Origin of the sequence: Nocardia sp. XZ_19_369 (assembly GCF_015355715.1) — a bacterium.
Lineage (GTDB): Bacteria > Actinomycetota > Actinomycetes > Mycobacteriales > Mycobacteriaceae > Nocardia.
In genome coordinates, this window is record NZ_JACVED010000008.1 from 191363 (window position 1) to 210852 (window position 19490).

Here is a 19490-nt window from a genome sequence, read left to right on the forward strand (position 1 = left end):
GGGCATCCGGGGACGAATTGGACATCGGACCCAGGGGAATCCCACAGCGTTGCGCCGAATCTCCGAGCGAGGTGAATGATCGTTGTGCGAGGGTGATTCCGGGCCGCGCCGTACACCGGAATCGGCCTGATCGAGCCAAATATGGTGGGTTCCCACAACCTACGGACCGGTAACACCCGATCGGGTGTGCACATATTTGTCTGAGAGGTGCACACTACGCGGGACCGAGAGTTGCAAACCTCACCCGTTCAACGGGTCAGCTTTCAGGAGAGGAAGGAGTCGGCGAGTGTTCAGCCGCATCGCCATCGTGAACCGGGGAGAGGCCGCCATGCGCCTCATCCACGCCGTCCGAGACTTGGCCGCGGCGACCGCGCGACCGATCGAAACCGTCGCTTTGTACACCGATGTCGACCGGAACGCGACGTTCGTGCGCGAAGCCGACATCGCCTACGACCTCGGTCCGGCCGCCGCCCGCCCCTACCTGGATCTGAAGGCGCTGGAAAAGGCGCTGGTGGAGACCGGGGCCGACTCCGCCTGGGTCGGTTGGGGTTTCGTCGCCGAGGATCCGGCGTTCGCGGAACTGTGTGAACAGATCGGTGTCACCTTCATCGGCCCGAGCCCGGACGCCATGCGCAAGCTCGGCGACAAGATCGGCGCGAAGCTGATCGCCGAGGAGGTCGGCGTGCCGGTCGCGCCGTGGAGCCGTGGCGCGGTCGAGACCGTGGAAGCCGCGATGACGGCCGCCGCCGAGATCGGCTACCCGTTGATGCTGAAGGCGACCGCCGGTGGCGGCGGGCGCGGCATCCGGGTCGTCACCAACGACGCCGACCTCGTCGACGCCTACGAGCGCACCCGGCAGGAAGCCGCGCGCGCGTTCGGCAGTGGCGTGGTGTTCCTGGAGCGCCTGGTCACCGGTGCCCGGCACGTCGAGGTGCAGGTGATCGCGGACGGTCAGGGCACCGCGTGGGCGCTCGGCGTCCGCGACTGCTCGGTACAGCGGCGCAACCAGAAGGTCATCGAGGAGTCGGCCTCGCCGGTGCTGCGCCCCGAGCAGGCGGCCGAGCTCAAGGCGTCGGCCGAGCGGCTGGCGATCGCCGTCGGTTACCGGGGCGCGGCGACCGTCGAGTTCCTCTACCACCCCGGCGACCAGCTGTTCGCCTTCCTCGAGGTCAACACTCGACTGCAGGTCGAGCACCCGATCACCGAGTACACCACCGGTTTCGACCTCGTGCGGGCCCAGTTGCACGTGGCCTCCGGCGGCAAGCTCGAGGGCGACATGCCCATCGAACGCGGCCACGCCATCGAGGCCCGGCTCAACGCCGAGGATCCCGACCGCGACTTCGCCCCCGCCCCCGGCCGCATCGCGCGGCTGAATCTGCCCGCCGGGCCCGGCATCCGGGTCGACACCGGCGTCAGCGAGGGCGACACCATCCCCGCCGACTTCGACTCGATGATCGCCAAGATCATCGCCTACGGCCGCGACCGCGAGGAAGCACTCGGCAGGCTGCGCCGGGCCGTCGCGCAGACCAGGGTCATCATCGAGGGCGGCGCGACGAACAAGAGCTTCGTGCTCGACCTGCTGAACCAGCCCGAGGTGATCGACGCCAGCGCGGACACCGGCTGGATCGACCGCGTCCGCGGGGAAGGCCGACTCGTCTCGCACCGGCACTCCGCCATCGCGCTGGCCGCCGCGGCCATCGACGCGTACGAGGAAGAGGAGCGGGCCGAACGGCACCGGCTGCTGTCCACCGCGTCCGGTGGGCGTCCGCAGGTCCAGCACGAGAGCGGGCGGCCGCTCGACCTCAAGCTGCGTGGGGCGAGCTACCGCGTGCGGGTCGCGCGCATCGGCGCCCATCGGTTCCGCATCGGCATCGAGGCGGCCGGTGACATCCGCACCGCCGACGTCGATCTCGAGCGTTTCGACCGGCACACCGGCCAGATCATGGTGAACGGCACCCGCTACCGGCTGACCACCGGCACGCACGGTCCGGTGCATCTCGTCGACGTCGACGGGGTGACCCACCGGATCAGCCGGGACGAGGGCGGCGTGGTCCGCTCCCCCGCCCCCGCGCTGGTCGTCGCCACCCCGCTCGCGGTCGGCGCCGAGGTCGAGGCAGGCGGCCCGGTCCTGGTGCTGGAGAGCATGAAGATGGAGACGGTGCTGCGTGCGCCGTTCAAGGCGCGGCTCAAGGAATGCGTCGTGTCCGTCGGCAGCCAGGTGGAGACCGGCGCGCCACTGCTGTGGCTCGAGCCGCTCGGTGATGGCGACGAGGCGGAGGAGGCAGGCGCGGTCGGCACGGTCGAACTCGACCTGCCCGTCGGGTCCGCGCGGATCCAGCCGCACGAGCTGACCACCCGCGGCCAAGAGGATCTGCGCAGCCTGCTGCTCGGCTACGACGTCGACCCGCACGACGATCGCCGCGTGCTCGACGACTACCTCACCGCACGCCAGGCGGCGCTCGCGGACGGTCGCAGGCCGCTCGCCGAGGAACTCGAACTGATGGAGGTGTTCGCCGACCTCGCCGAGCTGAGCCACAACCGCTCCTCGGGTGAGGACGGCCAGTACAGCCACGTGCACAGCGCGCGCGAGTACTTCCACACCTACCTGCAGAGCCTCGATGTGGAGCGGGCCGGGCTGCCGGAGTCGTTCCAGTCCAAGCTTTCCAACGCGCTCGGGCACTACGGGGTCACCGAACTGGAGCGCACCCCCGAGCTGGAGGCGGCGGTCTTCCGGATCTTCCTCGCCCAGCAACGCCCGTCCGACACCGTCACGGTGATCACTACGCTGCTGCGCGAGTGGCTGCGCGAGCCGATGCCGGATCGGGCCCTGCGTGAGCCGGTCGGTCTGGCGCTGGAGCGGCTGGTGGCCGCGACGCAGGTGCGTTTCCCGGTGATCGCCGACCTCGCGCGCGGCGTGGTGTACGCCTGGTACGGCCAGCCGCTGCTGCGGCGCAACCGGGCCAGGGTCTACACCAACATCCGAAAGCACCTGCGCCACTTGGACGCGCACCCGGACTCGGCGGATCGCGCCGAGCGCATCTCCGACATGGTGCGCAGCACCGAGCCGCTGGTGCGGCTGCTCGGCCAGCGGCTGGTGCGCGGTAACCAGGACAACACCGTCATGCTGGAGGTGCTGACCCGTCGGTACTACGGCAACAAGGGTCTCGAAGGGGTGCGCACCCACGAGGTGGGCGGCTGCACCTTCGTGATCGCCGAGCGCCGCGGCCTGAGCCTGGTCTCCGCGGCCGTGCGCTTCGACGCGCTGGCGGACACGCTGCGCGGGCTCACCGAACTGGCCCGCGGCTCCGCGTCCATCGACGCCGACATCTACCTCAGCTGGGAGAAGCAGCCCGCCGACTTCGACGCGATGGCGGCGGCGTTGCACGAGGTGCTCGGCGCGCATCAGCTGCCAAGCCAGGTGCACCGGATCACCGTCGCGGTGGCGGGCAGCGGCGGTGCGGTCATGCACCACCACTTCACCTTCCGTCCGTCGGCCACCGGCATGGCCGAGGAGCGCCTGATCCGCGGTCTGCACCCGTACATCGCCCAGCGGATGCAGATGCAGCGGCTGCGCAAGTTCGACCTCACCCGGCTGCCGTCTTCGGACGACGAAGAGGTGTACCTGTTCCGCTGTGTCGCCAAGGACAACCCGTCCGACGAGCGCCTCATGGCGTTCGCGCAGGTCCGGGACCTGGCCGCGCTGCGCGAGCAGGACGGCAGGCTGCTCGCGCTGCCGACCGCCGAGATCGCCATCGCCACCTGCCTCGACTCGATCCGCCGAGCGCAGTCGCTGCGGCCGTCGGCCAACCGGTTCAACACCAACCGCATCGTGATGTACATCTGGCCGCCGATCGATGTCACGCCGGAAGAGCTGGAGACGGTCGTCAAGCACGTGCGGCCGACCACCGCGGGCGCCGGGCTGGAAGAGATCCTGCTCATCGCTCGGCAGCGTGATCCGAAGACCGGCGAGCTGACCAAGGTCGCCGTGCGCATCGGCTTCGACGCCACCGAGGTGACCATCGGCGAGCGGGCCGACGATGTGATCGAGCCGCTCGACGCATACCGGCAGAAGGTGCTGCGGGCCAGCAGCCGCAACACCGTGTACCCCTACGAGCTCACCGGGCTGCTCGGCGAGTTCACCGAGTACGACCTCGACGCCGACCATGTGCTGGTGCCGGTCGACCGGCCCAAGGGTCGCAACACCGCGGCGATCGTCGCCGGTGTGGTCAGCACGCCGACCCCGCGGCATCCGCAGGGTGTCACCCGGGTGGTCCTGCTCGGTGATCCGACGAAATCGCTTGGTGCACTGTCGGAGCCGGAATGCCGCCGGGTGATCGCCGCGCTGGATCTGGCCGACCGGCTGCAGGTGCCGCTGGAGTGGTACGCGCTGTCCTCCGGTGCCCGGATCTCGATGGAGTCCGGTACCGAGAACATGGACTGGGTGGCGGCCGCGCTCAAGCGGATCGTCGAATTCACCCAGGACGGCGGCGAAATCAACATCGTGGTCTCCGGCATCAACGTCGGCGCGCAGCCGTACTGGAACGCCGAAGCCACGATGCTCATGCACACCAAGGGCATCCTGGTGATGACGCCGGACTCCGCGATGGTGCTCACCGGCAAGCAGGCGCTGGACTTCTCCGGAGGCGTGTCGGCCGAGGACAACTTCGGTATCGGCGGCTACGACCGGGTGATGGGCCCGAACGGCCAGGCGCAGTACTGGGCGCCGGACCTGGGCGCGGCCCGCGATGTGCTGATGTCGCACTACGACCACACCTACATCGCGCCCGGTGAGCAGACGCCGCGGCGTTCGCAGACCAGCGATCCGGTGGACCGCGACGTCTCCGACTTCCCACATCTGCTGGCCGACAGCGACTTCACCACCGTCGGTCAGATCTTCTCCGCGGCGGCTAATCCGGATCGCAAGAAGCCCTTCGACATTCGGACCGTCATGCGGGCGCTCGCCGACCAGGACCACCCGGTGCTGGAACGCTGGGCCGGCATGGCCGACGCGGAAACCGCGGTGGTGCAGGACGCGCACCTCGGCGGAATCCCGGTGTGCCTGCTCGGCATCGAGTCACGCGGGGTGCCGCGGCGCGGTTACCCGTCCACCGACGGCCCGGACACCTACACCGCGGGCACCCTGTTCCCGCAGTCGTCGAAGAAGGCCGCGCGGGCGATCAACGCGGCCAGTGGCAACCGGCCGCTGGTGGTGCTCGCGAACCTGTCGGGCTTCGACGGGTCGCCGGAGTCGATGCGCAAACTCCAGCTGGAGTACGGCGCCGAGATCGGCCGGGCGATCGTGAACTTCCAAGGGCCCATTGTGTTCTGCGTGATCTCGCGGTACCACGGTGGCGCGTTCGTGGTGTTCTCCAAGGCGCTCAACCCGAATATGACCGTGCTCGCGCTGGAAGGATCGTTCGCCTCCGTGCTCGGCGGTGCACCGGCCGCCGCGGTGGTGTTCGCCGGTGAGGTCAACGCACGCACCGCCGCCGATCCTCGGGTCCGGGACCTCGCGGCACGCGCCGCGAACGCCTCCGGCACCGATCGGGCGACGCTGACCGCGGAACTCGACGAAGCCCGGTCCGCGGTGCGCACCGAGAAACTCGGCAACGTCGCCGCCGAATTCGACCGCGTGCACAACATTCAGCGCGCTGTCGAGGTCGGTTCGGTCGATGCCGTGATCAGCACCGCTGAGCTGCGCCCGCGCATCATCCAGACGATCGAAGCCGGGCTGCCCGCCTGATCGACTAAATGGCACACCATGGTGCGGGTCTCCCGCATCATGGTGTGCCATTTTCAGTACTGGGTGCAGACGTGGATCTTCAGCGGGGTTGCCGGAGTGACCTTTCCGGTGGTGGCAGGGTGCGGCACGCTCAGGGCGATGCAGGCGGCCAGCTCCAGGCAGCGTCGCTCGGTGCGGCTGAGGCGCTCGTCCTGGTGGGCAAGGGCGGACCAGTCGCGGATGAACGCTAGGTGCACTTGATCGCCGCTCAGGGCAACGGTCTCGATGCTGATGTGGTTGTCCAGGAATCGTTTTCCGAGCAAGCCGGCACGGTACAGCACGTGAATCGCTATGCGATCGGTGATCGAGTTCGTTAAGTCGGCGCCGCGCTCGAGCAGCTCCCGCAGTTGTTCTGCGGTGTGTCTATTGGTCATGTGTACTCCCCACTCCAACCCTCATGATCCGGCATGGGTGGTGGGGAGTGCTTGGATAAACCGGCCACGAGATGTTGCTGAGGGCTTCCGGTTTCGGGGGCGAGGGTGCTCGGGTCGCGGTCCGGCGACCCGAGCAGTGTCTCGCGTGAGGCAGTTAGGCCTGGTCAGGCGGCGGTCCTGCGGCGGACGGTGCGTTCGAGGATTCCTAGAGTGGCTTTGAGGGCGGACTCGGGGACCACCGGGAAAGTCAGGCGCGACTTCCACTCCTCGCTGATTTGCGACCAGTCGTAGTACGAGGTGACGAGGGTGCCGCCGTCGGCGGGCTCCAGTCGGTAGCCGTAGATGTGCCGGACGGGCGGCCGGATCTGGCCCTCGACGGTCCAGGCAATCTCCTTGTCCGGCGTGAGTTCGGTGATGACGACTTCGACGTCGTATTTGCCCAGGGGGAAATCGCCGAGGGCTTCGCGGTCCATGTGGACGAGGAAGCGGTCGCCGGGTTGTTGGACCGGTTCGCCTTCGGCGTCGAGGAGCATTCCGGAGGCGTCGATGTCCACGTGGCCCTTCGGGTCGGTGAGGACCGTGAAGATGGTGGCGGCTGGGGCGGGGATGAGGCGGGAGACTTCGACTCGTTCGGTGGATTTGCCGACGGACACGGCGCTTTCACCTGCGGGCGTAGCGGTTCGCCCCTCGGGCACGGCGGATTCGCCTACGGCCGTGGCAGTCTCACTCACGGGCGGCGTTTCCGCCGTGGCGGTCAACACCGCGCGGCCGAGGATGTGGCCGGCCATGGTGAAGCCGAGCAGGGCCGGGGTGGCGTCGGCGGGGACGCCGATGGACTCGACATCGAGGGCGTGCACCACGACGAAGTAGCGGTGTGGGCCGTGCCCGGCGGGCGGGGCGGCGCCGAAGTAGCGGGCGGCGCGGGCGTCGTTGGGCAGTTGGATCGCGCCCCCGGGCAGGACCGAACCGGTGTCGTCGCCTGCGCCCTCGGGGAGTTCGGTGACGCCGGCGGGGATGTCGGCGACCGCCCAGTGCCAGAACCCGGAACCGGTAGGGGCGTCGGGGTCGTAGACGGTGACGGCGTAGCTCTTGGTGCCGTCCGGTGCGCCGCGCCAGGACAGGTGCGGGGAAATGTCTTTCCCGCCGGGGACGCCGGCGGACATCTGCTCGAGTGACCAGGACGCGCCGTTTGTGACGTTGGCGCTGGTGACAGTGAAGGAGGCCGCCTCGGGGAGGCGAGCGAACGGGTCGTTGGCGCTCATCGCGTCGTTCCTTTCAGGCCGTGCTGTGGAGTGGCGGGATTCTCCCAGTCAGGACGCCGCCACCCGATCGACCCTAACACAGATAATCGATTATCTGTCAGATCGTCTATGCTTGGCGGATGACCCGGACGGCCCACTCCTCGACCTCATCGGGAAAGCAGATGCTCAGCGAGCAGAGCTACACCCACCTGCGGGACGCGATCATGCGCGGGAAATTCGCGCCCGGTGACGCGCTCAAACCCCAGGACCTCGCCAAGGAACAGGGCGTGAGCCTGGCCGTCGTGCGCGAGGCGCTGGTCCGGTTGGTCGGCGAAGGCCTCGCCGACCGGCTCCCCAACCGTGGCTTCGCCGTCCCGGCCTGCTCCGACCGTCGCTGGCAGGAGATCGCGGAGGCCCGCCGGACCATCGAGCCGGTTCTGTTGCGCATGTCCATCCAACGCGGTGACCTCGACTGGGAGTCGCGTGTCCGAGCCGCGCACCACTGCCTGTCCCGCACCCCGCCGTACGTGCCGGACGAGGGCGAGTACTACAGCGACGCCTGGTCCGAGGCTCACCGCGTCTTCCACCGCACCCTCCTGGAAGGCTGCGGCAACCCCGTGCTCCTGGAAACCTTCGACCGTCTGTGGACCGCAAGCGAACTCGCCCGCCGCTGGTCCTCCCGCCGTAACCCCGACCGGGACGGTGCTGAGGAACACCGCAAGCTGGAGGAGGCCGCCCTGGCTCGCGACCCCGAGACCGCAGCCGCCACCCTGACCCATCACCTCACGCTGACCGCGGCGGCGCTGACGGACTCCGCCGACTGACAGGCTTCGGCGAACCGGGTCGATGAACCGCCCCAGTCAGCCGGGACTATCGGGCCGTCGCCTTCGTTGGACGCGCAATCGACTGTGATTCGGCGAGGTGACCGTCGAGGAACTCGGTGATCTCGGCGCGTGCGGTCTTGGCCTGTGGGACCACGCCGGGCAGGGCGAGGAAGGCGTGTGGGGCTCCGCGATGTTCGGAACGTCTTGCGGGCGTGCCGAACTCGCCCAGTCGCTGGGCATAACGACGACCGTGGTCGGCTACCGGATCGATAGTCGGCACCACGACGAGGGCTGGTGCCAGTCCGCTCAGGTCGGCGGCGTGGAGGGGTGACACTGCGTGGGGATCCGCTCCCTCGGGGACTGCCAGTTCGCGGAACAGCCGCAATCTCGCGACGGTCAGGCCCGGGCTGTTCGCGTGCTCGACCATGGAGGGGTAGTCGAACATCGAATCCGTCACGTCGGCAACGGGATTGGTCAATATCTGAGCCCGTAGCGGCAGACCGGCGGCCTTGGCTCGGATCGCGGTGAGTGCGGCGATCAATGCGCCGGTGCTCTCCCCGGCGACGGCGATCCTTGCCGGGTCGATCCCCCATTCCGAAGCATTCTGCACCAGGTGAGACAGCACGTCCCAGCCGTCGTCGACGGCCGCCGACAGTGGGCTCCCCGGAGCGAGGAGACGGTGCTCGACCGAGACAACGATCGCGGGCAGTCGCGCGGCGAAATGACTGTTCGCCCAGTCGCATTGCGGTGCCGTGCCCACGAATCCGCCGCCGTGCACGTGCAGGACGAGCGGCAGCGCGGTGGCATGCTCGGCAGTGGGGCGGTAGACCCTGACCTGGATCGTCCGGTCGGGCAATGTCACCCCCTGCCAACGGATCGTGGCACGACGATCCGGGAACCCGGTGATCACTCGACTCATACGAGCAGCAGCCTTGCGGTTCGCCGCGTCACGGTAGGTGATCAGCTCTTCGTCGGTGATCGTCGACCAGTCCGGTTCCTTCTGCACCTTGTGCAGCAGCCGGAAACCGAGCGGCGGGCGTTCGATGCCAGGTACGGCGTTCATGTCATTCCTCCTCGACGGCACCGCGTCGGCCGACCGGTCAGCCGGTGTCGAGCGCGTGTTTGCGGACATGAGAGTCAGCATCGACGGAAGCCGACCGGTTGTATTGGAAAAATGTTCCCGTTCCGGAGTTCTATCCTCGGGCGTCACGCACTCGACGCGGCCTCGCTCGGACCGGGGCAGCCCACGCGACGGGATCGACTGCCAACCATGGCGCGACCGCCAGCGCCGTCGGCGTCAGCCCGGCGAAGCTTCTGGCGTCCCGATACAGATGCGACTGGTCGACATAACCGCTCTCGGCCGACACCGACGCGGCACTGTCCCCTCCCGCGAGACGGTGCGCCGCGTAGTCGAACCGAACCAGCTGCGCGGCACGCTTGGGCGTCAAACCGATCTGCGAACGGAACCGCGACCACAACCGTTTGCGACTCCAGCCCACCTCCTCCGCCAACCGCTCCACCCGAACCTGCCCCCGGCTCTTGATGATCCGCGCCCAAGCGAAGGCGATTTCCGGATGAACCACCCGCCCCTCCCCCAGGCGTCGACCAAGCGTGGCCTCCGCGATCGCGAATCGCTCTTCCCAGGATCGGGTGGCATGCAGTTGCTCCCGAAGGCGCGCGGCGTCACGTTGCCAGACCTCCTCGAGGGCAACCACCGTCCCCGCCAACTCCGACGACGCACCCAGCACCGCATGCGCGACCACCGGCGACAACCGCACCTGCAGCAGGTCGACCTCCTGGCCGCACCCGAGCACACCGGCAGGCCCTAGACCGACGACACCCCCGCCGTGCATGCGCACACCACTGGCCGCATCAGCGAGAAACACGTCACCGAAATCGATGAATACCGTCAGGGCCGGGTACGGGACCATCGGCAGCTCAACCGGACTCTTTGCCCGACTACGAAACCCAGCCATGCTGACCCCCGCCACCCGCCCCGGCCGTGACGGGACGGCGACAACCACCTCGGCCCCAGCAACACGAACCGGCTCGACGGGCATGCCGCCATCGTACGAGTCGACGGCGTGATCGGCGGCGCTCAGCGTGGCACCCACGAGGTTGGGTCAGGATCCACGACGCCTGGCAGTGGTCTGCCTCACACGTGTCACAAAAGTCGGTCGCCCAGTGTCTTATTCCCGAACCCTCGGTAACTAAGGAGAAACCATGACTGGGAAAACCGATGTGGTCGTGATCGGCGGCGGGTACGCCGGTGTGCTGGCGGCCAACCGGCTGACGCAGCGCGACGACGTGACCGTGACGCTGATCAACCCGCGTTCGCACTTTGTCGAGCGGATCCGTCTGCATCAGTTGGCGGCTGGGTCCGGCGACGCGGTGGCCGACTACCGGGAGATCCTGGCCGATGGTGTTCAGCTGGTCGTAGACACTGTGACACAGATCGACGTGGCTGCGCGCAATGTGGGTTTGGCCAGCGGTGGAATGGTCGGCTACGACTACCTGATCTACGCGGTGGGCAGCGGAAGCGCCGCGCCGCAAGTGCCCGGTGCGGCCGAATTCGCCTATCCCGTCAACACTTTGGAAGAGGCGCAGCGGTTGCGGCCGGTCCTCGATGCCGCGCCCGCGACGGCCGCGGTGACGGTGGTCGGCGCCGGTCCGACCGGCCTCGAGGTCGCCGCCGAGCTGGCCGAGCAGGGTCGCAAGGTGACGCTGGTGTGCGGCTCGGTGCTCGGCCCGTATCTGCATCCGCGAGGTCGGCGCTCGGTGGCCAAGCGGATGGCGAAGCTCGGGGTGACCGTGCTCGAAGGTCCCGCCGCGACGGTTACCGCCGTCACGCCCGACGTGGTGCGGCTCAGCGGCGGCCACACGCTGCGCAGCGCGGTGACCATCTGGACCGCCGGATTCGGCGTACCCGACCTGGCCGCACGCAGCGGGCTGAGCACCGACGCGGTGGGTCGGCTGCTCACCGACGAGACGCTGACCAGCGTGGACGATGTGCACATCATCGCCGCCGGGGATTCGGCGGCACCGTCGAACCTGCCGTTCCGGATGAGCTGCCAGAGTGCCACCCGGATCGGCGCGCACGCCGCCGACACGGTGCTCAGCCGGATCGCCGATCAGCAACCGGCACCGATCAACCTGGGTTTCGCAGGTCAGTGCCTCAGCCTGGGCCGCCGCGCCGGGCTCTTCCAAGTCGCCGCGAACGACGACACCGCCACCAAGTTCCACCTCGCCGGCGGACCTGCCGCGAAGCTCAAGGAATTTGTGTGCCGGCAGGCGCTGAAACATCTGACGGACGAGGCGCGCAAGCCTGGTTCGTTGACGTGGATCAAGGATGAGAAGCGTCGAGAGCTGTTGCAGGCCAGGCGGAATGAGGTGTTGTCCGTTCGTTGAGCTACCGACTGGACCACGCTCTGGCTGCCCGTGGCGAGCTAGATATCGTACCAAATCCGGCACTGCTGCAACATCTTTGGCTGATCGGTCGTCGCGGGGTGAATCAGCTGCGGGGCGCTCCAGATCGATCAACCCCCTCACGGGTGATTGCGAACTCCGCGGGTTCGGGTAGGGGGCCGAGATTGGCGGTGACGCGCTCGCGCAGCAGCAGGTACTCGTCCCACCGCCGCGGTAGGCGGTCACATGGGCGCTCGACAATGCTTGCGACAGTGATGATTTGACCGAGTCGGAACTGCTCACGCGTCAGGTCGAGTTCGATACCGCTCGGCAAACGGTTCCACGAGTGGAATCCGTGCTGCTTCCCATCGAGCCACACCTCCCCCGTCATCAGATCACCACCGAAGATGTCGTTGACTATCAAGGCCGTGATGTCGCAATGCCCCCAGGCAGGATTGTCGGTTTGCCAAGGGGCACGGGCTACATCATCGGCTGAGCAGGTGTCGGCCGCCCAACTCGCACGCAGCGCCCGATCGATATCTAGCAGATTCCAAACGGTCACATCGGGAGCATGCCACCGACCACCGACACACTCGCCCACTGACCAACACCGCAAGCCCAAGTTCCCCTCCCCCGCAACGTGTCCCGCTCGACACGGCAGAGGAGGACGCGCGGGACATGGCGGCGGAGAAAGTGCGAGTAGCGCCATCGTCATGTCCCGCTCGACACGGGGTCCGAGGGTGAGCGGGACGCTATGGATTCAGTGGATCGGCACTCGAGAGGCCGCGGCTCGATCGCCCTTTCCGGAGACCAGCGACCAGCAGCTATTCACCCGTCCGACCGTCGACGACTTCACGAAGCAGATCAGCATGCCCATTGTGGCGCGCGTACTCCTCGATCATGTGCGTGAGAATCCATCGCAAGCTGTACGTGTCACCGGATGGCCGACGCGTACCGACTCTATCGAGCGACTGATTCGCCTCGACAAGCTCACTGGAACGAGCACATTCCTTCTCCCACAACCGAATCGACTCCTCAGCATCCGCCTCCTCGACCTCGAAGTCGGTGTCGTCAGCGGAATCCTCGCCCCAGTACAGGAACGGCGCTTCCTCACCCGCCAAAACCCGCGTGAACCAGGTCAGTTCCACGTCGGTCAGATGCCGAACCAGTCCGAGGAGCGAAAGCGTCGAAGGCGGCACCGCCCGCCGCCGAAGCTGTTCCGGAGTAAGCCCGGAACACTTCCACGCCAACGTCTCCCGTTGGAACTGCAGGAACCCGGTAAGCGTCTCGTACTCTCCGGCGACCTGAGCTGGTTCACTGCGCTGGTTCGACTCCATCCGGCCATCATGCCCGTCAGATCCGGTCACCGTGTGCCACTATCTATACGGGGTCCGCCAACAGGGGCGGGTCGAGGTCCTGACGAGCTGGCGCCTTGGGAGTGCGTCTGCCGCAAGGGATATGGGGAGGTTAGATGCGAGTCCCTGTGATCGCTCGTCAGCGCACTGGTCGGCCGCGTACGTCGCCGGAGCTCAGCCGGCCCATCGGGTTCAGCTTCCATGCGGACTGTCAGCGCCTCATCATCTGCTTCCAACAGTCCGGCCCCGAATGATGTTGTGTCACCAGGCAAAAGGAGATCCACCTTGTCGCTACGAACCATGATCCGCCGAGGCGGCATCGGTCTCGCAGTACTCGTCGCCGCGCTGTACACCGTGCCGACGGCGTCTGCCGAGCCCACCTACCCCACCGTCTCCGGCACGACCCACTATGCGGGAAGCACCTACACCGTCACCGTCGACGTGAACCCCTACTGGGGTGTCGGCGGCATCGTCAAGTTCGAAGACAACGGCATCCTCATCGGAACCGCCATCCACGAACCCGACATCCGCGAAGTCAGCATCCAATGGACCCCCAAAACCCCCGGACAACACGGACTCATGGCCTACGAAGAAACCGGCCACGGCGGCGCCGCCTACCGCAGCTGGGGCCCCAACTACATCCAGGTCAGCCCCGCCTGCCCCGCACCGCCGCCCCCCACCGCCGGCACCTACCCCCGAGTCTCGTCCACAGCCGTCTACGCGGGCACCGCCTATAAGATCACTGTCGACGTGAACCCGAACTGGGGCGTCAGCGGCATCGTCAGCTTCGAAGACAACGGCATCCTCATCGGAACCGCCATCCACGAACCCGACATCCGCGAAGTCAGCATCCAATGGACCCCCAAACCCCCCGGACAACACGGACTCATGGCCTACGAAGAAACCGGCCACGGCGGCGCCGCCTACCGCAGCTGGGGCCCCAACTACATCGAGGTCGGCCAGGCCTGCCCAGCCTGAACCGCCGATCGACCTACGTCTGCTTCGGGATGGGCACCCATCGGTCGTTACTCCGTGGTCTCCAGAACCTCGCGGAGTTTGTGGGCGAAGGCTTCGGGTTGGCCGGGGTAACCGAATTCGTCGCCGGCGAAACCTCCGTGGTGGCTGGGGAATACGATGGCTTCCTGGCCGAGGAGTTCGGCGGCGGCTACGGGGGCTCGGCCGGTGAAGGTGTTGCGGGACTCCTCGCCGACGGCGATGACGAGTCGGGTGGGGGTTGCGGTGAGGGCGGCGATGTCGGGGCGGTAGCTGCTGACGGCCCAGGATCGGTCGGACAGCAGCGGGTCGTCGCGGGAGCCGTCGTCCTCGCTGGGCAGGCCGAACATCGCGGGATCGGCTGGGGGCTGGGCGAAATAGTCGTCGGTGAATTCGCCTTGCCATGAGGTCATGGCGATGAAGCCCGCCATGCCTGCACCGAATCCCTTGGCCTCGTACGCATCTCGGTAACCCGCGCGGGCGCGTTCGACTGCGGCGGCGTCGGGGACCACGGAGATGAGCGGCGGCTCGTGTGCCACCAGGGTGCTCACGTCGTCGGGGTAGGCGGTCACGAGTGCGAGCGAGACGATCGCGCCGCCACTGCTGGCGAACATCTCGACCGGCCCGGTGCCGAGCGCCTCGATCAGGGCATGCAGGTCGGCGGCGTGCACCTCGGGCACGTTGTCGACCCGGCCGTCCTTGCGGGTGCTGCGCCCGATACCGCGCGGGTCGTAGGTGACCACGGTGCGATCGGGAAAATACGACGTCAGCGTCGTGAAACCGGTGGCATCCATGGGCAGGCCGACCATGACCAGCGGCGGGCGTCCGTCCGCAGTGGGCAGCGGCCCGTGCACGTCGTAGACGATGGCGAAATCGGCGGTCTCGAGGGTGTGTGTTGTCGTCATATCCGTACTGACGTCGCCCGCGTCGAAAACTCATCGGTCCCGTCGCAGGCGTAAGGCGCGCTACCGAAAGGATCACCGAGACAACCCATCTGGCAGCGCGCCCCGCCGACCGAACTCCGACCGCGCCGAAGCTGAATCACGACGCAGCCGCTAGGCAGCGACACTCACTCCGGTGGTTCCGGCCGACGGATCTCGTTCGCGACGGACCCGCCCGCGATATCGGCCTCGATGCCCAGATCTTCCTCGTAGCTGTGCGGCGCGACAACGTCGTCGACGTCGGACGCGATCTCGTCCACGACGGTGATCGCCGCGGCTTCGGAGGGCCCGGACTCCGGTGGCGGCTCCGGGACCAGATCGGGTTGTTCCTCCTCGAGGCGTTCGGCAAGCGGCCGCGCCTCGGCCTCCTCGCGTGGCGTCATGCCGTATTTGTCCACGCCGGACCAGTGCTCCGGCGGGTCCATGCCTTCTTCGAACGGATCCACCCGGAGGCTGTCTTCGTCCAGGTCTTCGGCGCTGTTCAGCGCCGCCGGGTCGGTCTCCACCGCGTCAGGGCCGCCGGTGTCCTGCGGCGGGTCCCAGGTGTCCTTGGCGTCGGTCATTGTTAACCTCCTCGCCGTCCGAGCTACCCGGTGCACCGGTGTCGAAACGTAGCCGCCCGCGCCCCAGCAAACCGCAGGGTGGCTGCCGACTTGCCGAGGCGGCAATTTCCCGGTGACATGGTCGGCATGTTCACATACGCGGTGGAGTTCGCGAACAACGAGGCGTGCCAGATCGTCTACCGCACAGGAGCACCGACGAAATGACGAACCGCTGGGTCGGCGTGACCATCGACTGCGTCGACGTGCATCGGGTCGCGGACTTCTGGAGCGCACTGCTGGACCGTCCGCAAGGACCGTCCCAGCCCGGTTGGATCTATCTCGGCGAACTCGACGACCCGCAACCCCGCCTCGTCTTCCAGCCCGTGACCGAGCCGAAGCGCGGCAAGGTACGCCTGCACCTCGACATCGCCGTGGACGACATCGACCAGGGCATCGCCCAGGTCATCGCCCTCGGCGGCCGCGACACCGGCGAACGGCACGACTACGACGAGGGTGTGGTCGTCGTGCTCGCCGATCCGGAAGGGCATGAATTCTGCCTGGTCCAGTACTACTGACCTGCGGTTCAGCTCGGCGGCGAAATTTCCCGGCCTACGCGAGCAAGCACGTCGAGCTGTGCGGCGTTGTACACCTCCAGCACGGCTTCCGCAGTGGTGCTCGCGGCAAAGCTCGTGCCGCGCGGCGCATCGTCAGGTCGACGCGGTACAGATGCCAGGCACCGGCGCGCCGCCATCGACACCAGTCGAAACCATGCCGTCACGGCACAGTCAAGTCCGGCGGGAGTTGTGATCCAACCGGTTGAATCACCGGACGCGGGCGGGGTGCGTCGGGATAATCGGTGGGGTGCCTGGTGGGGGCATGCAGGTCGAGAGGGGACCGAAGTGCCGGACTCGCACAATTCGTTCGCAGTGGGCACGCTCGCCGGGGTGAATCCGCCATTGAGCGCCGCACGGTTCGTGGTGCGGATGGCCAGGTTGGGCAAGCTGGATTCGGTTCTCGCACCGGATCATCTGATCAGCGTGTTTCCACGAGCCATCTGGGATACCGACTTCACTCCGCAGGCCAAAGCGGTCCGCAGCCCCGACGAGCAGTTCGATTACGCTCCGCTGCTGGCCCATCTGGCCGCCGGGGCGGGCAAGGTGCAGTTGGGGGTCGGGGTGACGGATCCGCACCGCAGGCACCCGGTGCTGCTGGCGCAGACGTTTCTCACCTTGGCGCACATGACGAAGGTGCCGCCCATCCTCGGCATCGGCTCCGGCGAGCGGGAGAACCTGGATCCGTACGGGTTCAGCTGGAATCGCCCGGTCGATCGCCTGGAGGAAGCCCTCCAGGTGCTCCGCGCGGCACTGGCGGCAGAACCCATCGAGTTCTCCGGTCGGCACTACACAATCGACAGCGCGCCAATGGATTTGACCGCGCCGGCCGACCGGATGCCACAGATCTGGATCGGCGCGCACGGACCACGCATGCTCGAACTCACCGGACGCTACGCCGACGGGTGGTACCCGTGGGAAGCCCTGTCACCGGATGAATACCAGCGCCGACTGAAGGTGGTACACACCGCGGCTCGCGCCGCAGGTCGCGACCCCGAGGCGATCGTGCCCGCCCAGATGATCTCCATTCTCACCGCGCGAACGCCTTCCGGTATCCGGCGGCTGCTGCGTGCGCCCGCTGTCCGCTATCTCGGCTTGCTCGCACCGGACGCGGTGTGGGCACGCCACGGCGCGAAACACCCCTTCGGAGAAGGCTTCCGGGGTCTGATCGAGCTGATGCCGCACCAGCTGACCAAGGCCGAGGTGCAGGCGGCGATCGCCGAGGTGCCCGACGAGGTGCTGCACGATTGGCTCGTGATCGGCACGCCCCGTGAGGTTTTGGCGCGCATCCGGGCGCTGGCCGATGCGGGATTGCGGCACGCCATCGTCTTTCCGACCGCCGCGCTCGTGTCCAACGCCGATGCGGCGTTCGGTTACGGTGTCGTAGTGTGGTTGGCGGCGCGGCTACGGCGCCAGTCGGCATCGGCGTGATCCCGCACGGTCCAGCTCCGCTCGACGCATTCCCGCGCGCTCGTCGCGACGCCTGAGTACCGTCCGCTGAAGCCCCGCTGCTGTCATGATGGCTCCATGATCGACCGCGGGAATCAACCGGAACCGGCCTCGAACACCATGTTCGACTACGACGCCGAGCTGCGCCGCTACCACCGGTGGCTGAGCGAAGCCATCGACGTGGGACCGAGCGACCACCTGCTCGACATCGGTTGCGGCACAGGACAGCTCACCCGCGACAGCGCCAAGCTGGCGCATCAGGGCAGCGCCCTCGGTGTCGACATATCGCCGGTGATGCTGGGCCACGCCCGCCGGCTCACCGCCGCCGAAGAGATTCCCAACGCGCGCTTCGAGCAGGCGGACGCGCAGGTCTATCCGTTCCCACCCGAGCACTTCACCCGCGCCGCCAGCCGCTTCGGCACGATGTTCTTCGCCGACCCGGTCGCGGCGTTCACCAACATCGGGCGCGCATTGCAGCCCGGATCGCGACTGGTGCAATTGGTGTGGCAGGACAGCGCCGAACAAGAGTGGGTGGGCGCGATCCACCAGGCCCTCACCGGCAATGCCACGCCCGCCACCAGTACCGGGGCCTTCTCGCTGGGCGATCCAGCGCGGGTGGAGGAGATTCTCACCGCTGCCGGATTCAAAGACATCACCATTTCCGACCTACGCGAGCCGATCTACTACGGGACCGACCCGGACGCCGGCATCGATGCCGTCCGCGTATTGCACATGACGACCGACCTGCTCAGCCGACTCGACGCCGACGAAACCCAGCGCGCACTCGACCGTCTGCGCACCACCATGGCTGAGCACCACACTGCCGACGGCGTGTGGTTCGACTCGCGCGCCTGGCTGGTCACGGCGTACCGATAGGCGCGAACCTCGATCAGCTGGGCTTCCGAACACCTTGCGCCGCTTGGGTTACCGGGAGGCCAGAGAGTGCAGCCGCTGTGGCGGCGATTTCGGAGGCCGACTTGTCGACCATGGCATCCACGATGACCAGGGGCGACAGGTAGATCTTCTTGTTCATTCTGGCGAGGAAGGCTTGCCAACTCGGGAGTTGGCGAAGGTAGACCTGGTCGTCGTGCAGCATGAAGGCGATCACCTGTCGGGTGTCGCGCGCTGATGCGCGCAGGGGGACGACGCTGATCTCGCTGAAGGATTCCCAGCCGACACTCAGTCCCATCCTGGGCGTGTGCACGCCGTTCGCATCGAGGACGGCCGCTGGGTGTTTCGGCAACGCCCAGGCCAGCAGGTAGCCGGTGTAGGCGAGCACTGGGACGCTCACGACGGCGGCAACGCCGATCAACCACGGATTCGTCCACAGCACCCCGACAAAGAGCAGAACGGCGACGATGAACAGGTAAGGGCCCGCCATGCGTACGGCGCCGAGGACGGTTATCCGGATCTCCAGTTTCTCGGCGGATCCCGGCAGGACCGGTTCCCGAGCCACACCGCGGCTGACGTTCAGCAGCCGGATCAGTGCGAGCCTGCGCCGAGCCATGACAGACATGACTCCGATAGCCAACACGATGACCACGCTCAGGAACACCCCGAACGGCAGCCCTGCCACCACCATGAGTGTTCCCAGCAGCAAGCCCATGGCCGTACCACCCACGAGACCAACCAAGACTCCCCGAACTTGCGAGCGGTTCAGCACCTTCTCCGCATGCGCCACCGCGATTCGATCAATCTCGGGATCGGTGGCCGGCTCACCACGCAGCAATGCCTTCCGCGTCGCAGAGTCCAGGTCACGCCAAGTCTTCATGAATTCCCCTCCTTCAGAGGGTCGCACCTTAGCCGACCGATATGACCGATTCCCCACTACCCGGCCGAGCGGCTCACTGCCGAAACCGGTCGAGCACACCGCACTGGCCGCTAAGCTGCTGATCGAGTCAGTAGTGCTGTGCGTGGCGAGGCCATCGGTATTCGACTTGCCTGGCCGCGCCGCTCTGCCCATCGCAGGAGGT

The 19490-nt window shown here is 67.4% G+C and carries 16 protein-coding genes and 1 pseudogene; 7 read left to right on the top strand and 10 right to left on the bottom strand.

The window, feature by feature from the left end; genetic code table 11:
- Positions 1–286 precede the first annotated feature (286 nt).
- The gene (locus IBX18_RS29035) at positions 287–5743 is read left to right on the top strand and encodes a carboxyl transferase domain-containing protein (protein WP_194836685.1); all 5457 of its coding nucleotides are present in this window, start codon (positions 287–289) and stop codon (positions 5741–5743) included.
- 53 nt (positions 5744–5796) lie between these two features.
- On the opposite strand, the gene IBX18_RS29040 is transcribed toward IBX18_RS29035, so the two are convergent.
- From IBX18_RS29040 to IBX18_RS42355, 3 genes and pseudogenes are all read right to left on the bottom strand, one after another.
- Positions 5797–6156, bottom strand: a complete 360-nt coding sequence (locus IBX18_RS29040; protein WP_194836686.1) for a hypothetical protein — start codon at positions 6154–6156, stop codon at positions 5797–5799.
- A gap of 164 nt (positions 6157–6320) precedes the next feature.
- On the bottom strand, positions 6321–6809 hold the full coding sequence (locus IBX18_RS42350) for an SRPBCC family protein (protein ID WP_306796489.1): 489 nt from the start codon (positions 6807–6809) through the stop codon (positions 6321–6323).
- Positions 6810–6890: 81 nt separating this feature from the next.
- Positions 6891–7418, bottom strand: a pseudogene (locus tag IBX18_RS42355) (YbhB/YbcL family Raf kinase inhibitor-like protein); the annotation flags it as partial.
- Positions 7419–7537: 119 nt separating this feature from the next.
- Between IBX18_RS42355 and IBX18_RS29050 the strand changes: the two are divergent.
- Positions 7538–8221: a GntR family transcriptional regulator gene (locus IBX18_RS29050; RefSeq protein WP_194836688.1), complete on the top strand. Its 684-nt coding sequence runs from the start codon at positions 7538–7540 to the stop codon at positions 8219–8221.
- Positions 8222–8267: 46 nt separating this feature from the next.
- Here the strand turns inward: IBX18_RS29050 and IBX18_RS29055 are convergent, their stop codons facing one another.
- Complete coding sequence (locus IBX18_RS29055) at positions 8268–9284, bottom strand: alpha/beta hydrolase (RefSeq protein ID WP_194836689.1); 1017 nt, start codon at positions 9282–9284, stop codon at positions 8268–8270.
- A gap of 130 nt (positions 9285–9414) precedes the next feature.
- Positions 9415–10281, bottom strand: a complete 867-nt coding sequence (locus IBX18_RS29060; protein WP_194836690.1) for an AraC family transcriptional regulator — start codon at positions 10279–10281, stop codon at positions 9415–9417.
- Between the two features lie 163 nt (positions 10282–10444).
- Here IBX18_RS29060 and IBX18_RS29065 point away from each other — a divergent pair, with 163 nt between their 5' ends.
- On the top strand, positions 10445–11629 hold the full coding sequence (locus IBX18_RS29065) for an NAD(P)/FAD-dependent oxidoreductase (RefSeq protein WP_194836691.1): 1185 nt from the start codon (positions 10445–10447) through the stop codon (positions 11627–11629).
- A 103-nt stretch (positions 11630–11732) separates the two neighbouring features.
- Here IBX18_RS29065 and IBX18_RS29070 read toward each other — a convergent pair whose 3' ends face one another.
- Positions 11733–12188 carry a hypothetical protein gene (locus IBX18_RS29070; protein ID WP_194836692.1) on the bottom strand — a complete coding sequence of 152 codons (456 nt, stop codon included), beginning with the start codon at positions 12186–12188 and terminating at the stop codon, positions 11733–11735.
- A gap of 262 nt (positions 12189–12450) precedes the next feature.
- Positions 12451–12963, bottom strand: coding sequence for a DinB family protein (locus IBX18_RS29075; protein ID WP_194836693.1), 513 nt, complete (start codon positions 12961–12963; stop codon positions 12451–12453).
- A 303-nt stretch (positions 12964–13266) separates the two neighbouring features.
- Between IBX18_RS29075 and IBX18_RS29080 the strand changes: the two genes are divergently transcribed.
- Positions 13267–13959 carry a hypothetical protein gene (locus IBX18_RS29080; protein ID WP_194836694.1) on the top strand — a complete coding sequence of 231 codons (693 nt, stop codon included), beginning with the start codon at positions 13267–13269 and terminating at the stop codon, positions 13957–13959.
- A gap of 47 nt (positions 13960–14006) precedes the next feature.
- Here the strand turns inward: IBX18_RS29080 and IBX18_RS43205 are convergent, their stop codons facing one another.
- Both IBX18_RS43205 and IBX18_RS29090 read right to left on the bottom strand, forming a co-directional pair.
- On the bottom strand, positions 14007–14879 hold the full coding sequence (locus tag IBX18_RS43205; RefSeq protein WP_194836695.1) for an alpha/beta fold hydrolase: 873 nt from the start codon (positions 14877–14879) through the stop codon (positions 14007–14009).
- A 164-nt stretch (positions 14880–15043) separates the two neighbouring features.
- Complete coding sequence (locus tag IBX18_RS29090; RefSeq protein ID WP_194836696.1) at positions 15044–15478, bottom strand: hypothetical protein; 435 nt, start codon at positions 15476–15478, stop codon at positions 15044–15046.
- 200 nt (positions 15479–15678) lie between these two features.
- On the opposite strand from IBX18_RS29090, the gene IBX18_RS29095 reads away from it, so the two are divergent.
- The 3 genes from IBX18_RS29095 (at position 15679) to IBX18_RS29105 (ending at position 18393) form a co-directional block, all read left to right on the top strand.
- Positions 15679–16032 (top strand): VOC family protein, encoded by a 354-nt coding sequence (locus tag IBX18_RS29095; RefSeq protein ID WP_194836697.1) that lies wholly within the window; start codon positions 15679–15681, stop codon positions 16030–16032.
- Positions 16033–16356: 324 nt separating this feature from the next.
- Positions 16357–17499, top strand: a complete 1143-nt coding sequence (locus tag IBX18_RS29100; RefSeq protein ID WP_194836698.1) for an LLM class flavin-dependent oxidoreductase — start codon at positions 16357–16359, stop codon at positions 17497–17499.
- Positions 17500–17595: 96 nt separating this feature from the next.
- Positions 17596–18393, top strand: coding sequence for a class I SAM-dependent methyltransferase (locus IBX18_RS29105; protein WP_228541972.1), 798 nt, complete (start codon positions 17596–17598; stop codon positions 18391–18393).
- Positions 18394–18406: 13 nt separating this feature from the next.
- Here the strand turns inward: IBX18_RS29105 and IBX18_RS29110 are convergent, their stop codons facing one another.
- Positions 18407–19288, bottom strand: coding sequence for a hypothetical protein (locus IBX18_RS29110; protein WP_194836699.1), 882 nt, complete (start codon positions 19286–19288; stop codon positions 18407–18409).
- Positions 19289–19490: the final 202 nt, after the last annotated feature.

Bases quoted from the DNA above. Each gene is read 5' to 3' on its own strand.
- IBX18_RS29040 (WP_194836686.1), bottom strand. From the start codon at position 6,156: ATGACCAATAGACACACCGCAGAACAACTGCGGGAGCTGCTCGAGCGC.
- IBX18_RS29050 (WP_194836688.1), top strand. From the start codon at position 7,538: ATGACCCGGACGGCCCACTCCTCGACCTCATCGGGAAAGCAGATGCTC.
- IBX18_RS29055 (WP_194836689.1), bottom strand. From the start codon at position 9,284: ATGAACGCCGTACCTGGCATCGAACGCCCGCCGCTCGGTTTCCGGCTG.
- IBX18_RS29060 (WP_194836690.1), bottom strand. From the start codon at position 10,281: ATGCCCGTCGAGCCGGTTCGTGTTGCTGGGGCCGAGGTGGTTGTCGCC.
- IBX18_RS29065 (WP_194836691.1), top strand. From the start codon at position 10,445: ATGACTGGGAAAACCGATGTGGTCGTGATCGGCGGCGGGTACGCCGGT.
- IBX18_RS29075 (WP_194836693.1), bottom strand. From the start codon at position 12,963: ATGGAGTCGAACCAGCGCAGTGAACCAGCTCAGGTCGCCGGAGAGTAC.
- IBX18_RS43205 (WP_194836695.1), bottom strand. From the start codon at position 14,879: ATGACGACAACACACACCCTCGAGACCGCCGATTTCGCCATCGTCTAC.
- IBX18_RS29090 (WP_194836696.1), bottom strand. From the start codon at position 15,478: ATGACCGACGCCAAGGACACCTGGGACCCGCCGCAGGACACCGGCGGC.
- IBX18_RS29095 (WP_194836697.1), top strand. From the start codon at position 15,679: ATGACGAACCGCTGGGTCGGCGTGACCATCGACTGCGTCGACGTGCAT.
- IBX18_RS29105 (WP_228541972.1), top strand. From the start codon at position 17,596: ATGATCGACCGCGGGAATCAACCGGAACCGGCCTCGAACACCATGTTC.
- IBX18_RS29110 (WP_194836699.1), bottom strand. From the start codon at position 19,288: ATGAAGACTTGGCGTGACCTGGACTCTGCGACGCGGAAGGCATTGCTG.